The organism is Streptomyces sp. NPDC055140, assembly GCF_053607285.1.
In genome coordinates this window covers 72,727-87,070 of the sequence record NZ_JBSGTG010000005.1, presented here as the reverse complement: position 1 = coordinate 87,070, position 14,344 = coordinate 72,727, and the positions used below count along the sequence as shown (strand labels likewise).

Annotated in this window: 18 protein-coding genes and 1 tRNA gene; 5 read left to right on the top strand and 14 right to left on the bottom strand. The window is 71.0% G+C overall.

All coding sequences use genetic code 11. The features are described from left to right. Positions 1-42: 42 nt before the first annotated feature. The 8 genes from ACWFR4_RS12400 to ACWFR4_RS12365 form a co-directional block, all read right to left on the bottom strand. Complete coding sequence (locus ACWFR4_RS12400) at positions 43-903, bottom strand: RNA polymerase sigma factor SigF (RefSeq protein ID WP_453462704.1); 861 nt, start codon at positions 901-903, stop codon at positions 43-45. A gap of 246 nt (positions 904-1,149) precedes the next feature. Next, the gene (locus tag ACWFR4_RS12395) at positions 1,150-1,965 is read right to left on the bottom strand and encodes an RNA polymerase sigma factor SigF (RefSeq protein ID WP_453462707.1); all 816 of its coding nucleotides are present in this window, start codon (positions 1,963-1,965) and stop codon (positions 1,150-1,152) included. Positions 1,966-2,141: 176 nt separating this feature from the next. Then, the gene (locus ACWFR4_RS12390; RefSeq protein ID WP_116512179.1) at positions 2,142-2,435 is read right to left on the bottom strand and encodes a Dabb family protein; all 294 of its coding nucleotides are present in this window, start codon (positions 2,433-2,435) and stop codon (positions 2,142-2,144) included. A gap of 31 nt (positions 2,436-2,466) precedes the next feature. Continuing rightward, positions 2,467-2,643, bottom strand: a complete 177-nt coding sequence (locus ACWFR4_RS12385; protein WP_453462710.1) for a hypothetical protein — start codon at positions 2,641-2,643, stop codon at positions 2,467-2,469. A 211-nt stretch (positions 2,644-2,854) separates the two neighbouring features. Next, a tRNA-Ser gene (locus ACWFR4_RS12380) sits at positions 2,855-2,939 on the bottom strand. Between the two features lie 93 nt (positions 2,940-3,032). Beyond that, entirely contained in the window at positions 3,033-3,554 is a 522-nt protein-coding gene (tadA, locus tag ACWFR4_RS12375) for a tRNA adenosine(34) deaminase TadA (protein ID WP_453652233.1), read from the bottom strand. Between the two features lie 38 nt (positions 3,555-3,592). Continuing rightward, a complete protein-coding gene (locus tag ACWFR4_RS12370) occupies positions 3,593-4,144 on the bottom strand; it encodes a tRNA adenosine deaminase-associated protein (protein WP_453462715.1) in 552 nt (183 codons plus the stop codon). A gap of 154 nt (positions 4,145-4,298) precedes the next feature. After that, the gene (locus tag ACWFR4_RS12365; protein WP_453462718.1) at positions 4,299-4,493 is read right to left on the bottom strand and encodes a hypothetical protein; all 195 of its coding nucleotides are present in this window, start codon (positions 4,491-4,493) and stop codon (positions 4,299-4,301) included. 95 nt (positions 4,494-4,588) lie between these two features. Between ACWFR4_RS12365 and upp the strand changes: the two genes are divergently transcribed. Further along, complete coding sequence (upp, locus tag ACWFR4_RS12360; RefSeq protein ID WP_116512183.1) at positions 4,589-5,224, top strand: uracil phosphoribosyltransferase; 636 nt, start codon at positions 4,589-4,591, stop codon at positions 5,222-5,224. Positions 5,225-5,274: 50 nt separating this feature from the next. Here upp and ACWFR4_RS12355 read toward each other — a convergent pair whose 3' ends face one another. Then, positions 5,275-5,919, bottom strand: a complete 645-nt coding sequence (locus ACWFR4_RS12355; RefSeq protein ID WP_453462721.1) for a LytR C-terminal domain-containing protein — start codon at positions 5,917-5,919, stop codon at positions 5,275-5,277. A gap of 101 nt (positions 5,920-6,020) precedes the next feature. Continuing rightward, positions 6,021-6,317: a type II toxin-antitoxin system VapB family antitoxin gene (locus ACWFR4_RS12350; RefSeq protein ID WP_003955420.1), complete on the bottom strand. Its 297-nt coding sequence runs from the start codon at positions 6,315-6,317 to the stop codon at positions 6,021-6,023. A gap of 121 nt (positions 6,318-6,438) precedes the next feature. Here ACWFR4_RS12350 and ACWFR4_RS12345 point away from each other — a divergent pair, with 121 nt between their 5' ends. Beyond that, positions 6,439-8,124 (top strand): helicase HerA-like domain-containing protein, encoded by a 1,686-nt coding sequence (locus ACWFR4_RS12345; RefSeq protein ID WP_453652231.1) that lies wholly within the window; start codon positions 6,439-6,441, stop codon positions 8,122-8,124. Positions 8,125-8,189: 65 nt separating this feature from the next. On the opposite strand, the gene ACWFR4_RS12340 is transcribed toward ACWFR4_RS12345, so the two are convergent. From ACWFR4_RS12340 to ACWFR4_RS12330, 3 genes are all read right to left on the bottom strand, one after another. Then, the gene (locus ACWFR4_RS12340) at positions 8,190-8,342 is read right to left on the bottom strand and encodes a hypothetical protein (protein WP_453652229.1); all 153 of its coding nucleotides are present in this window, start codon (positions 8,340-8,342) and stop codon (positions 8,190-8,192) included. Between the two features lie 71 nt (positions 8,343-8,413). Beyond that, a complete protein-coding gene (locus ACWFR4_RS12335; RefSeq protein ID WP_453464903.1) occupies positions 8,414-8,770 on the bottom strand; it encodes a hypothetical protein in 357 nt (118 codons plus the stop codon). A gap of 101 nt (positions 8,771-8,871) precedes the next feature. Beyond that, positions 8,872-9,465: an HhH-GPD-type base excision DNA repair protein gene (locus ACWFR4_RS12330; RefSeq protein ID WP_453464901.1), complete on the bottom strand. Its 594-nt coding sequence runs from the start codon at positions 9,463-9,465 to the stop codon at positions 8,872-8,874. Positions 9,466-9,564: 99 nt separating this feature from the next. Between ACWFR4_RS12330 and ACWFR4_RS12325 the strand changes: the two genes are divergently transcribed. Further along, the gene (locus ACWFR4_RS12325; protein ID WP_453652227.1) at positions 9,565-12,183 is read left to right on the top strand and encodes a GNAT family N-acetyltransferase; all 2,619 of its coding nucleotides are present in this window, start codon (positions 9,565-9,567) and stop codon (positions 12,181-12,183) included. Between the two features lie 12 nt (positions 12,184-12,195). On the opposite strand, the gene ACWFR4_RS12320 is transcribed toward ACWFR4_RS12325, so the two are convergent. Then, a complete protein-coding gene (locus ACWFR4_RS12320; protein ID WP_453464895.1) occupies positions 12,196-12,957 on the bottom strand; it encodes a sulfite exporter TauE/SafE family protein in 762 nt (253 codons plus the stop codon). A 102-nt stretch (positions 12,958-13,059) separates the two neighbouring features. Here ACWFR4_RS12320 and ACWFR4_RS12315 point away from each other — a divergent pair, with 102 nt between their 5' ends. Together ACWFR4_RS12315 and ACWFR4_RS12310 are read left to right on the top strand one after the other, a co-directional pair. Then, positions 13,060-13,956: a LysR family transcriptional regulator gene (locus ACWFR4_RS12315; protein ID WP_453652225.1), complete on the top strand. Its 897-nt coding sequence runs from the start codon at positions 13,060-13,062 to the stop codon at positions 13,954-13,956. Between the two features lie 51 nt (positions 13,957-14,007). Then, a complete protein-coding gene (locus tag ACWFR4_RS12310) occupies positions 14,008-14,334 on the top strand; it encodes a cupin domain-containing protein (RefSeq protein WP_375985449.1) in 327 nt (108 codons plus the stop codon). Positions 14,335-14,344: the final 10 nt, after the last annotated feature.

Here is a 14,344-nt window from a genome sequence, read left to right as displayed (position 1 = left end):
ATTCGGAACCCTGTCAACGACACCGGCGCCGCGCGTGGTGCCTCAGTCGGCGATCAGCCCTTCCCTGAGCTGCGACAGGGTCCGCGTGAGCAGGCGCGACACGTGCATCTGCGAGATGCCGACCTCCTCGCCGATCTGCGACTGCGTCATGTTCGCGAAGAAGCGCAGCATGATGATGCGGCGCTCGCGCGGCGGAAGCTTGGCGAGCAGCGGCTTGAGCGACTCGCGGTACTCCACGCCCTCCAGAGCCGTGTCCTCGTAGCCGAGGCGGTCCGCGAGCGAGCCCTCGCCGCCGTCGTCCTCGGGCGCCGGGGAGTCGAGGGAGGAGGCGGTGTAGGCGTTGCCCACCGCGAGTCCGTCGACCACGTCGTCCTCGGAGACGCCGAGCACCGCGGCCAGCTCGGGCACGGTCGGCGAGCGGTCCAGCTTCTGGGCCAGCTCGTCGCTCGCCTTGGTCAGCGCGAGCCGCAGCTCCTGAAGCCGGCGCGGCACCCGCACCGACCAGGACGTGTCGCGGAAGAAGCGCTTGATCTCGCCGACGACGGTCGGCATCGCGAACGTCGGGAATTCCACGCCGCGTTCGCAGTCGAAGCGGTCGATCGCCTTGATCAGGCCGATCGTGCCGACCTGGACGATGTCCTCCATCGGCTCGTTACGGCTGCGGAAGCGCGCCGCCGCGTACCGGACCAGCGGGAGGTTCAGCTCGATGAGGGTGTCCCGCACGTAGGCACGCTCGGGGCTGTTCTCGTCGAGTGCGGCGAGCCGCAGGAAGAGGGAGCGGGACAGGGTGCGGGTGTCGATGGCTTCGGAAGCCCTGGATACAGGCGAGTTGTGAAGCACGTCGGGCGCGGATGCGCTCTTGCTGAGCGTGAGCACCTTCGAGCTGCCCTGGTCTGCGGACATGCCACCCCCTTGAGGTCGCGGACGGTCGCGGCGGGCGCTCCCGTCTGGAAGGAACGCAGCCTCCACCTGAATACCGGAGGCGGGGCTGCGGCAAACGCGGTTCCAGCAGAATGTCACATGTCGGCAACACGCTGTAGTGACATGTCGACATGGATGGGGTGAATCTGTGCAGGAAAAGGGGGGTGTGGCGGGGAACTGACGTATTTCGGCGGGGAAGTGCCGGAAAAGGCACTCCACCCGTTCCGGTTACGCTTCGATCCTGTTTGCGGACCTGAGCCGCGCGAAGCTTCTGGCCAGCAGTCTTGATACATGCATCTGGGAAACGCCCAATTCCGCGCTGATCTGTGACTGCGTCAGATTGCTGTAATAGCGCAGCAGCAGGATCCGCTGCTCACGCTCGGGCAGCTGAACGAGCAGGTGCCGTACGAGATCGCGGTGTTCGACGCCGTCGAGCTCCGGGTCCTCGTAGCCGAGCCGGTCGAGCAGGCCGGGCATCCCATCGCCCTCCTGGGCCGCCTCCAGCGAGGTCGCGTGGTACGAGCGCCCGGCCTCGATGCACGCCAGGACCTCGTCCTCGGCGATGCGCAGGCGCTCGGCGATCTCGGCGGTGGTGGGGGTGCGCCCGAACGCCGTGGTGAGGTCCTCGGTCGCGCCGGTCACCTGCACCCACAACTCATGGAGCCGGCGCGGCACGTGGACCGTGCGCACGTTGTCGCGGAAGTAGCGCTTGATCTCACCGACGACGGTCGGCATCGCGAACGTCGGGAACTGCACGCCCCGCTCGGGGTCGAAGCGGTCGATCGCGTTGATGAGCCCGATCGTGCCGACCTGGACGACGTCCTCCATCGGCTCGTTGCGGCTGCGGAAGCGGGCCGCCGCGTACCGCACGAGCGGGAGGTTGGCCTCGATGAGGGCGGCGCGCACCCTGGTGTGCTCGGGAGTCCCCGGCAGCAGGTCTTTGAGCTGGGCGAAGAGGACCTGCGTGAGCGCACGGGTGTCGGCGCCCCGGCTCTTCGCCGGCGGTGCTTGAGGCGTTGTACTGGCCGGCACGGTCAACGCCACCTCTGTCTCCGTCAGCTCGTCCGTCTACTCATCCGTCAAAAGCGGTCATAGCATCACAAGACAGGTGCACTGTGTGCAAGCACCGCATAACCACGTGTTGAAGGGCAAGTTGGGGCATACGACACAGAAAGGCCCTTCACCGTTCCGGTGAAGGGCCGCTTTGCCGTGCGATTCGCTCAGAACTCGTAGTCCGCGATCACCCACGTGGCGAACTCGCGCCACTGCGCGACGCCCGCCTGGTGCGCCGGGTGCTCGATGTACCGTTTGAGCGCATCGGTGTCCTCGACCGCCGAGTTGATGGCGAAGTCGTACGCGATGGGGCGGTCGGTGATGTTCCAGTCGCACTCCCAGAACGTCAGCTCCGGGATCTGTCCGCCGAGTGCGCGGAAGGCCTTGACGCCCTCGACGACGCGAGGCTCGTCGCGCTCGACGCCCTCGTTGAGCTTGAAGAGGACCAGATGGCGGATCACGGGCACTCCTTGCAGACGCTTACGAGGTCGCTCAGTTCCCGCCGCCGTTGACGACCCAGGTCATGAAGTCGCCGATGCTCTGAGCAGCGGTCGAGACGCCCTCGAAGCCTATCTGGACGTAGTCCGCGGCCTTGGCCGGGTCTGTGATGATCACGTAGAGGGCGAACACGACGACGACGAAGAGACCTATTTTTTTCGTCTGCACCACGTTCTGACCTCCCCGTGCCCGTGTCCCGTGTGACCCCTGTTGCCGGGCGTGAGTGTAACCCGGACGTCTGTTCAGCCGGTTATCCGGTTTTTCCCGTCAACGGCCCGGCGGGCGGGGCGTTTTGCCCGATCGGTCTGCGTGCGGCTGGACATGACCGGACATGCAGAACGCCCCTCTTCTCCGGTGACCCGGGAAAGAGGGGCGTTGTCAGCGGTAGCGGAGGGATTTGAACCCTCGGTGAGTTTCCCCACACTCGCTTTCGAGGCGAGCTCCTTCGGCCGCTCGGACACGCTACCGAGAGAGATCCTAGCCCAAGTTGGGTCGTGGTCTGAAATCCGTATCCGGGAGGCCCGTCACAGGCCCGCCCGCGAGGCGTTTTGGCGTCCCGGCTAGCGGTCCCGGAAGAAGGACGTGAGCTGCTGCGCGCACTCGTCCGCGAGGACGCCCTCGATCACTTCGGGGCGGTGGTTGAGGCGCCGGTCGCGGACGACGTCCCACAGGGACCCGGCAGCCCCGGCCTTCTCGTCGCGCGCCCCGTAGACGACCCGGTCGACCCGGGACTGCACGAGGGCGCCCGCGCACATCGTGCACGGCTCCAGGGTCACGACGAGCGTGCACCCCGTGAGCCGCCACTCCCCGAGCGCCGCGGCCGCCCGCCGGATCGCGAGCACCTCCGCGTGCGCGGTCGGGTCCCCGGTCGCCTCGCGCTCGTTGTGCCCCGAGGCGAGCACGGTCGTGCCGTCCGGGGCGAGCACGACGGCCCCCACGGGCACGTCACCGCCCGCGGCGGCGAGCCGCGCCTCCCGGACGGCGAGGCGCATGGCCTGCCGCCAGGGGTCGCGTACGGGGTCCGGTGCCTGTTGTGCGGTGCTCACGGGCGGAATGTAGCCGACCGCGGCCGACACCGGCATCGTCGTGGAGAAATGGACAAATGATGGGCAGGTGGAACCTATCGGACCGTTTCGAGGACCTCCGCCGCTCCCAGGACCTCGGCGATCTCGCTGAGGGCGTCATTGGTGTCGAGGGCGAGGAGCTCCTTCTCGGAGACTCCGAGGTCGGCGAGGATCAGCCGGTCCCCGATCGGACCCGGGGGCACGGCCTCGGCGGTGGCGCCCGCCGCGTCGTCGTCCCCGTCCCCGTCCTCGTCGGCCGGGACGGGCTCGCCGTCCTCGGTCCCGTCGAGATCCAGGGCGTCCAGCTCGTCCTGGTCGGGATCCTTTCCGAGCAGTTCGTCGGTGAGCAGGATCTCGCCGTACGAACTCCGGGCGGCCGCGGCCGCGTCGGAGACGTAGATACGAGGGTCCTCCTCGCCGTCCACACGGACGACGCCGAACCAGGCGTCCTCCTGTTCGATGAAGACGAGCACTGTGTCGTCCTCGGCGCCGGCCGAGGCTTCACGGGCCAGGTCGGTCAGGTCCGACAGGGCCTCCACGTCGTCGAGCTCTGTATCGCTCGCTTCCCACCCGTCTTCGGTGCGCGCGAGCAGTGCGGCGAAGTACACCGTGACTCTCCCACTGGTCTCAGGTGTGCCGGTTGGACTTCCCCCCGGCGGACTCGGGAAGGCGGGGTGTGCAGTTCCGAGCCCCGCCCAATCGGAATCGTGGCAGAAACCATCGCTTCAGGAGAGGTCTTCCGCCCGCTGTGTTCATGTGGCGTCACCAGCGGAACGTGCGCATGCGCATCTGCTGCCGCATTCGTGCCGCCCTGGCACGGCGTGGGCGGACCCGCTCGCGCAGCTCGCGCGCCTCCCGGAGTTCCCGCAGGAACTGGGCGCGGCGCCGCAGGCGCTCGTCCTCGGTCCCCTCCGGCTCCGGGTCCTTTCCCCGGTCGTGCTGTCCCTGATCCGGCATAGGCACACCACCCCAGTCCGCCATTTCCACGTTCCCTCCGATGGCGGGTTTGATGCCAGCACGGGGGCGGCCCGGACCCGGTTACTGTTGAGGACATGCGGATCCACGTCGTCGACCACCCGCTGGTGGCGCACAAACTCACCACGCTGCGCGACAAGCGCACCGACTCCCCGACCTTCCGGCGCCTCGCCGACGAGCTGGTCACCCTGCTCGCGTACGAGGCCACCAGGGACGTGCGTACCGAGCAGGTCGACATCGAGACCCCGGTCTCGGGCACGACCGGCGTGAAGCTCTCCTACCCGCGGCCCCTGGTCGTGCCGATCCTGCGGGCCGGTCTCGGCATGCTCGACGGCATGGTGCGGCTGCTGCCGACCGCCGAGGTGGGCTTCCTCGGCATGGTGCGCGACGAGGAGACGCTCCAGGCGTCCACGTACGCGACGCGCATGCCGGACGACCTGTCCGGGCGCCAGGTCTACGTCCTCGACCCGATGCTGGCCACCGGCGGCACGCTCGTCGCGGCGATCCAGGAGCTGATCAAGCGCGGCGCGGACGACGTGACGGCCGTGGTGCTGCTTGCCGCCCCCGAGGGCGTGGAGATCATGGAGCGCGATCTCGCCGGCACGCCGGTGACGGTCGTGACGGCCTCGGTCGACGAGCGGCTCAACGAGAACGGGTACATCGTCCCGGGCCTCGGCGACGCGGGCGACCGGATGTACGGGGCGGCCGAGTAGCCACCCCGTACGGGACCCCTCTCGGGATCTCGGTCGTTCGGTTCAGCAGTTCAGCAGTGCTTCTTCGACGTGGCGGGCGTCGGTGAGGGCTTGGCCAGCGCGGCCAGGGCCTTGTCGGCGTCCGCCTTCGTCGTGAGCTGCTTGAACGCGGTGCCGATGATCAGGTCGACCTCGGCCGGCTTGGCGCGGGTGTCGGTCTTCAGCTCGGCGCCGGAGAGCTGTGTGCCGAGGACCGGCAGCGCGGCATCGGTGGCGCCCTTGGCGCCGAGCAGCAGCCCGGGGCCCTTGACCTTCTTGTCGTACGCCTTCGTCGCGTTGCCCACGTCGCCGATGGCGAAGCCACGTTTCTTCAGCTCGTCCGCCGTCTGTTTGGCGAGGCCGCTGCGGGGCGTGGCGTTGAAGACGTTGACCGTGACCTGGCCGGGCTTCGGCAGGAGCTTCTGACTCGCGGAGGACGATGCGGAGGTCTTCGTCCGGCAGTCGCCGGTGGCTCCCGCGGCCGAGGCCTTGTCACCGCCGCCGGTGAAGACGTCGATCAGCTGCAGAGTGCCCCAGCCGATCAGGCCGACCGCCACGACGGAGGCGACGACGGCGAGCACGATCCTGCTGCGCCCGCGGCTCCGGCGCATACGCGGATATTTGTCTCCCGTGATGCGGTACTTGCCGCCCATGCCGGGGGGAGTGAGCATGCTCATGGGCGCAGCGTAGTGCGCCCCGGCGGTGATTCCTACTAAATGATCATTGGCCCGCGCCAGGTACTACCCGAAAGGGTCAACGCGGGCCCATGGCCCGCCGCTCAGCCCAGCTCCAGGACGCGGGCGTGCAGCACCTGGCGCTGCTGGAGCGCGGCGCGCACGGCGCGGTGCAGACCGTCCTCGAGGTAGAGATCGCCCTGCCACTTCACGACATGCGCGAAGAGGTCGCCGTAGAACGTCGAGTCCTCGGCGAGGAGCGTCTCGAGGTCGAGCTGGCCCTTGGTCGTCACGAGCTGATCGAGGCGGACCGGGCGCGGCGCGACGTCCGCCCACTGCCGGGTGCTTTCCCGGCCGTGGTCGGGGTACGGCCGGCCGTTTCCGATGCGCTTGAAGATCACACGGAAAGCCTACCGGGCCCGGCTCTCCGGGCGCAGCCATGGAGACGGAGTGCGAGTCTGGGAAATGACGTCCTAAACAGGGGCAAACCGGGAACACTCAATCCGGGGACAGGGGCCAGAAATGAGTGACAGCGAGCCGATCCCGGCTGCGCCGGCGAATGCGGAGCCTTCTTCAGGGGTAGACGCGGGCGCCGAGTTGACGCCCGGAACCACCGCCCCCGAAACCGTCACGACCGCCGCCGCCCTCCCCGCCCCCGCCCTGGAGATCGCCTCCGGGTACGCCTTCACCGGGCCCGCGCTCGATCTCGGCGCGCTCGTGTGGGACGGGCAGTGCCTGCCGGACGCGCAGATCCGGATTCCGCTGGGGATGCTCAACCGGCACGGCCTCGTCGCGGGCGCCACCGGCACCGGCAAGACCAAGACGCTCCAGCTCATCGCCGAGCAGCTGGCCGCGCAGGGCGTCCCCGTCTTCCTCGCCGACATCAAGGGCGACGTCTCCGGCATCTCGGCCCCGGGTGAGCCGGGCGAGAGGGTGACGCAGCGGTCGGCCGAGGTCGGTCAGGAGTGGCGGGCGACCGGCTGTCCGAGTGAGTTCTACGCGCTCGGCGGCATCGGCCCCGGCATCCCCCTGCGGGCCACCATCACCGGCTTCGGCCCGGTCCTGCTCTCCAAGTGCCTCCAGCTCAACCAGACGCAGGAGCAGTCGCTCGGCCTGATCTTCCACTACGCGGACCAGAAGGGCCTCGAACTCGTCGACCTCAAGGACCTGCGCGCGGTCGTCACGTTCCTCACCTCCGACGAGGGCAAGCAGGAGCTGAAGACCATCGGCGGGCTCTCCACCACGACGGCAGGGGTGATCCTGCGCGCGCTGACCGCGTTCGAGCAGCAGGGCATGGGCGACTTCTTCGGCGAGCCCGAGTTCGACAGCAGCGAGCTGCTGCGCACGGCCCCGGACGGCCGCGGCCTGGTCTCCGTACTCGAACTGCCCGCCGTGCAGGACAAGCCGCACCTTTTCTCGACGTTCCTGATGTGGTTGCTCGCGGATCTCTTCCAGGACCTTCCCGAGGTCGGCGATGTGGAGAAGCCGAAGCTGGTCTTCTTCTTCGACGAGGCGCATCTGCTCTTCAGTGGCGCGTCCAAGGCGTTCCTGGAGGCGATCACGCAGACCGTGCGGCTGATCCGGTCCAAGGGCGTGGGCGTGTTCTTCGTGACGCAGACGCCGAAGGACGTGCCGTCCGACGTCCTCGCCCAGCTCGGCAACCGCGTCCAGCACGCGCTGCGCGCCTTCACGCCCGACGACCAGAAGGCGCTGAAGTCGACGGTCAGGACGTTCCCCCACTCCGCGTACGACCTGGAGGAGTTGCTGACCTCGCTCGGTACGGGCGAGGCCGTGGTCACCGTGCTGAGCGAGAAGGGCGCGCCGACGCCGGTCGCCGCGACCCGGCTGCGGGCGCCCGAGTCGCTGATGGGGCCCATCGACGCGGCCGCGCTCGACCGGGCCGTGAAGGAGTCGGCCCTGTACCCGCGCTACGCGAACGCCGTCGACCGTGAGTCCGCGTACGAGAAGCTGACGGCCCAGGAGGCCGAGACGCAGGCGCGCAAGGACGCCGAGGCGCAGGCGGCGAAGGCGGCGAAGGCCGAGAAGGCGGCGGCGCGGGGCTCCGGGGGGCGCGGGAAGTCCAAGGAGGACGCGTCGGTCGTGGAACAGGTGGTGGGCAGCGGGATCTTCAAGTCGCTTGCCCGGTCGGTCGGCACGCAGCTGGGGCGGGAGATCTCGCGGTCGCTCTTCGGGACGCGGCGAAGGTAAGGCCTTACGCCTCGGCGATGGTCCCGGTCCCGCGGGTGCGGGGCCGGGACCATCGCCGTGAGATATCAGGCGCGGTCCTGGGGGTCCGTGTCCTGGTCCGTGTCGTCGGTCGGTTGCTCGGGGTCCGGGGTCTCGCGCGCGGGGAGTACGGCGCGTCCGTCGCGCGCCGCTTCGGCGAGCAGGAGGGCGCGCAGGACCGCGTAAGGGTCGATGGGCATGAGCGTGTCGTCCTTGTCGTGCGTGTGGGGGGTGAGCAGGCTCGGTCCGCCGGGAGGGCGGAGCCGTGCTGTCAGCAGCGCAGGACGACGCAGCGCAGGACGTTCAGGGAGTTGAGGGTGGCGCGGGGCGCACGGGGGCGCGCGAATGGCGCGGAGGGGCGCGCGCGGGGCACATGGGTGGCGCGTTCAGCGGGGAGACGCGTCGCGTGCGCCGTCGGCAGGCGGAGCGCGGTGTCGGGAGCGTCCTGGTGGAGCTCGCCGGGTTGGGTGGAGGAGGACGCGGCGTGCCCGGCCGCGGCCTCGGCGCACGGGACAGCGGACGCGAACGCCATGCCGAGGAGCGCGATGAGGATGAGCAGCGCCCGGGTCAACGCGGGCCGGCGCGCGGTGCGGCGGCCCGCGCCCGCGGGGGAGGCGTGCGTGCTCATGGACGTCAATGTCCCCCGGTGGCGCCCCGGAGACGATCAATGCAGACCAGATCCGCCCTCATGGGCTACGGGACGCGACGTGTGCTGACGCGTCCGGGGTCCTACCTCCCCGTGGCCTTGGCCGCCTTCGCCGCCGCCTTCATCTCCTGCTTGTGCGCCCGCACCTTCGTGAGCGAGTCGGGTCCCGTGATGTCCGCGACCGACCGGAAGGACTTCGCCTCGCCGTACGCGCCCGCGGCCTCGCGCCAGCCCTTGGGGCGTACCCCGAGCTGCTTGCCGAGCAGGGCCAGGAAGATCTGGGCCTTCTGCGTGCCGAAGCCGGGCAGGTCATTGAGGCGCTTGAGCAGTTCCCTGCCGTCCTTGACGCCTTCCCAGACGGCGCTCGCGTCCCCGTCGTAGTGCTCGACGAGGTACTGGCACAGCTGCTGGATCCGCTTGGCCATGGAGCCGGGGTAGCGGTGTACGGCCGGCTTCGTGGACAGCAGCCCGGCGAAGGTCTCGGGGTCGTACGAGGCGATCTCGTGCGCGTCGAGATCGTCCGCGCCCAGGCGCTGGGCGATCGTGTGCGGGCCCGCGAACGCCCACTCCATGGGGACCTGCTGGTCGAGCAGCATGCCGACGAGCGCGGCCAGCGGGCTCCGGCCGAGGAGTGCGTCGGCGTCCGGCTCCTGGGCGAGGTGAAGAGTGACGTCCATGTGTCGATGATCGCGCGGCGTGGGTCCGGGCGCACCCCTTTCCGGCTTAGGTTAGGCTGCCCTAATCTGTAAGGCGGGTGAAGGCGGGGCGGGGAAAGCGTGAGCGTCGAGGTCTACCGGGACGAATGGGGCATACCCCACCTCCGTGCCGACAGCGTGCGGGAACTGGCCCACGCCCAAGGGCGCAACGCCGCCGCCGACCGGGCCTGGCAGATCGAGGTCGAGCGGCACCGCTCACAGGGCACGTCCGCCGCCTTCCTCGGCCAGGAGGCCGCCGGCTGGGACCGGTTCGCCCGGCAGGCCCGTATCGACGACACGGCCCGGCGCTGCTACCGCGCGCTCGACGAGGAGACGCGCGGCTGGCTCGACGCGTACGTGGCCGGGGTCGACGCCGGACTGCGGGAACTCGGCGGCACCGCACCGGAGTTCGCCCGCGCCGGCCTCGAACCGGGCCGCTGGCAGCCCTGGACGCCCCTCGGCATCTGGCTCTCCACGCACATCCTGTTCACCGGCTTCCCCGGCAAGCTCTGGCGTGACGAGGTCGTACGCCGCATCGGGCCCGGAGCCGTCGGCCTCTTCGCCACGGACGGCCCCGCCACCTCCGGCAGCAACGGCTGGCTCGTCACCGGCGACCGCACCGCTACCGGCGGCCCTCTGATCGCGGGCGACCCACACCGTTACATCGAGGACCCGGGCGTCTACCAGCAGATACGGCTCGCCTGCCCGGAGTACGACGTCGTGGGCCTCGCCGTCCCCGGCGTGCCCGGCATCGGCCACTTCGGCCACACCGGCACCGTCGCCTGGGCGATCACCAACGCGATGGCGGACTACCAGGACCTGTACCGGGAGCGGCTGCGGCGGCTCCCGGACGGCGGCGTGGAGGCGCTCGGGCCCGACGGCTGGCGGCCCGCGTTCCGCAGCATGGAGACCTTCGAGGTGGCGGGCGCGCGCCCGCAGGAGGTCGAGGTCGTCGAGACCGAGCGCGGGACGGTCGTCATCGGCGGTCCCGACGAGGGCGAGGGCATCGCGCTGCGCCAGCCACCGCGCGTACGCGAGGACCTGGGGTTCGCCGCGCTGCCCGCCCTGCTCCGCGCCCGCACCGTCGCCGACGTGGACCGGGCCTTCGACCGCTGGGCCGAGCCCGTCAACGTCGTCCAGGCCGCCGACACCGAGGGCGGCCTCCTGCACCGCGTCGCGGGCGCCGTGCCCGAGCGCGACCCCGAGAACCTGCTCCGCGTCGTCCCCGCCCACGAGCCCCGGCACGCCTGGCGCGGCCTGCGCGAGCTGCCCCGCGGGCCCGTCGGCACCGTCGCGGTCATGGCGAACCAGCGGGGCCTCGCCGCGCCCCTCGGCATCGAGTTCGCGCCGCCGCACCGGGCGGACCGCATACGGGAACTGCTCGACGCGCAGGAGGTGTGGACGGCGCCCGGCATGGCCGCCGTCCACACCGACACCCGCCTCGCCTCCGCCGGCCCGCTGCTCGACCTCGTCGCCCGCCTCGACGGCCTCGGCCCCGAAGCCGAGGCGCTGAGGAAGCGGCTGCTCGCCTGGGACCGGCACATGGACGCGGACAGCGCGGACGCCGCCGCGTACGCGCGGGTCCGGGCGGCGGTCGTACGGAAGCTGGCCGCGCATCCCGCGTTCGCGCCGCTCACGGGGATGGGGGAGGCGTACCCGGAGGTCTTCCGGCCGTGGCTGGCCCTCGCGCCGCGCATCGCTTACGCGCTGGAGAATCTGCTGACGACCGATCAATTCCCGGATGCCGACCGGGAGGTGGTCGTCCGCGAGGCGGTCGAGGAAGCCGCCGGGGCCACGGCGACCGGGGAGACCTGGGGCGACCGGCACCGGCTCGCCGCCTGGCGGGCACTCCCCGACGGCGATGAGGTCGTTCCGGGCCTGCCCGGCGACCACGACTGCGTCCTGTCCACGTCGAGCGTCCCCGGCGTCACCGACCTCAGCGCCCGCGGCCCGGCCGCCCGCTACGTGTGGGACGTCGCCGACCGTGCGAACAGCCTGTGGGTCGTTCCGCTCGGCGCCTCCGGAATCCCCGGCTCCCCGCACCGCCGCGACCAGCTTCCCCTGTGGCTGCGGGGCGGCCTGGTCCCCGTGATCACCGACTGGAACCGCCTCACCAAGGAGACCCCCATGCGCGAGAGCGCCGTGTACGAGCAGACCGTCGAAGGGTTCGGCACCGTCCGCGTCGGCCCGGTCGACCCCGCCGCCGACCTCGACGTGATCCACGGCTGGGTGCGCGAGGAACGCGCCCGGTTCTGGGGCATGGAGGGCGCGGGCCGCGAGCAGGTGCGCGAGACGTACGAACACCTCGACTCGCTCACCACGCACCACGCCCACCTCGTCCGCCTCAACGGCGAACCCGTCGCGCTCTTCCAGACGTACGAGCCCGAGGCCGACCGGGTCAGCGAGTGCTACGAGGTCGAGGACGGCGACATCGGCGTGCACTTCCTGATCGCCCCGGCCACCGGCGGAACCGTCAGCGGCTTCACCGGAGCGCTCATGACCGTCCTCGTCGCGTACGCGCTCGAAGGGCACGGCAAGCGGCGGATCGTGGTCGAGCCCGACGCGCGCAACACGAAGGCCGTCGCGCTCCTGGAGCGCGCGGGCTTCGAACTCGGCCCCGAGATCGTGCTCCCGGAGATCGACCTGCCGGAGGTGTTCCTCCCGGAGAAGCGGGCCCGGATCGCGTTCCTCAAGCGCTGACGGCCCGCAGGCTCAGCCCCGTACGAGCAAGATGGTCGAGGCGGTGACGCCGACCACGACGATCACCGCGCGAAGGACCGCAGGGGGCAGCCTGCGGCCGAACTTCGCGCCGGTCAGACCGCCCAGCGTGGAGCCGACGGCGATCACCGCGGCCGCCACCCAGTCGACGTCGGCGACGGCGATGAAGACGACCGCCGCGACCCCGTTCACGATCGAGGCCAGGACGTTCTTCGCCCCGTTGAGGCGCTGGAGGTCGTCGTGGAGGAAGCTGCCGAACATGCCCATGAGCAGCACGCCCTGCGCGGCGCCGAAATAGCCGCCGTAGACGCCCGTCCCCAGCACCCCGAGCCACATGGGCACGCCGCCGTCGGTGCGCGTCGCCGTGGCCTGGCGCTCCTTCGACCAGCGGCTGAGCCGGGGCTGGAGCACGACGAGGACACAGGCGGCCAGGATGAGGACGGGCACCACCGAGGTGAACGCGTCGGCCGGCAGCTTCAGCAGCAGGAGCGCGCCCGTGAGCCCGCCGATCAGCGAGGCCGTACCGAAGCGGAGCAGCCGCTTCTTCTGCCCCTTCAGCTCGCGCCGGTAGCCGTACGCGGCGCTGAGCACGCCCGGTACGAGGCCGATGTTGTTCGACACGTTGGCGAGCACCGGCGGATAGCCGAACGCGAGGAGCGTAGGGAAGGTGATGAGCGTTCCGGAGCCGACCACCGCGTTGATCGCGCCGGCGGCGACACCGGCCGCTCCGACGGCCACTGCTTCAAGTGCATCCACGTCCGAGATCGTTTCGGAGCCCGAGACCCAAGTCAATCCTAGGAATTACTTGGGAAGCACCAAGCTCTGGCTTGGAAGGGCCCGCATGGCTACGTTGGCGCCGTGACCCTCGACGATCTCCGTGTCTACGTCGCCGTGTGCGCGGCGGGCAGCCTCAGCGCCGTCGCCCGCGACCTCTCCTGTACGCAGTCGGCGGTGAGCCAGCACATCCGCCGCCTCGAACGGGAGGTGGGCGTCAGCCTCCTCGAACGGCACGCCCGCGGTGTCCTGCCGACCCCCGCGGGGCGCGTCCTGCAGACCGCGGCCGCCGAGGGCATCGGCGGCATCGACGTCGCGCTGCGCCGCCTGCGCGACCTGGCCCGCGGCGAGAGCGGCGCGGTGCGCGTCACCACGGGCGCGACGACCGTGCGCCACTTCATGTCCGAGGCCATCGTCGGCTTCCGGCGCCGCCACCCCCGGGCGAGCCTGGAATTCCAGACGGTCAGTTCCAGCCACAGCGCCTACGAGGCGCTCGCCGCGCACGACCTCGACCTCGCGTGGGTCACCATCGGCGCGCCGGAGCGCGGCGTCGAGCAGCGCCCCGTCGTCGAACTCCCCTGGGTCCTCGCGGTGCGCCCCGACGATCCGCTGGCCGGCCGGACCCGGATCGGACCCGACGACCTGGCCGCCGCCCACCTCATCAGGCCGCCCGAACAGTCCACGTCGCGCTCCCATCTCGACCGGTACTTGACCGGGCTCGGAATCGCCAGGACGGCCGGGTCCGACGCGGGCGTCGCCGACTGGGCCACCGCCGTGCACCTCGCCGAACTGGGCCTCGGCCACGCCCTCGTCCCCGAACTGCCCGGCTGGCGCGACCCGGACCGCCCCGGCGGCCCGGTCCTCGTCCCCGTACCGGACCTGCCGCCCCTGGCCGTCGGCTGGGCGGTCCGGCGCTGGGCCGGGCTCACCCCGCTGGCGAGGGCCTTCGCCGACCTGGTGGCGGAGCACTGCGGGAGGTAGGGGCTTCATGCGCCTGTGGCGGGGGGCCGGTCCCGGGGGGACGCTGGAAGCATGACCACGACGTACGACCTGAACGCTCTCGCCGACAAGCACGTCGCCGCAGCCCGGACCTCCCCCCACGGCCGCAGCGCGCATCTCCTGCTCCGCGAGGAGACCCTCCGCCAGAGCGTGATCGCCCTGACGGCGGGCGAGGTCCTGGAGGAGCACAACGCACCGCCCGCCGCAACGCTCCAGATCCTGCGGGGCGAGGTCGTGCTGACGGCGGTCTCGGGCGACGTGACGCTCACGGAGGGCCGGCTCCACGCGCTCCCGCAGGAACGGCACGGCCTGCGCGCGGTCACGGACACGGCGGTGCTGCTGACGGCGGTCAACGACTGAGGGGCGCCCG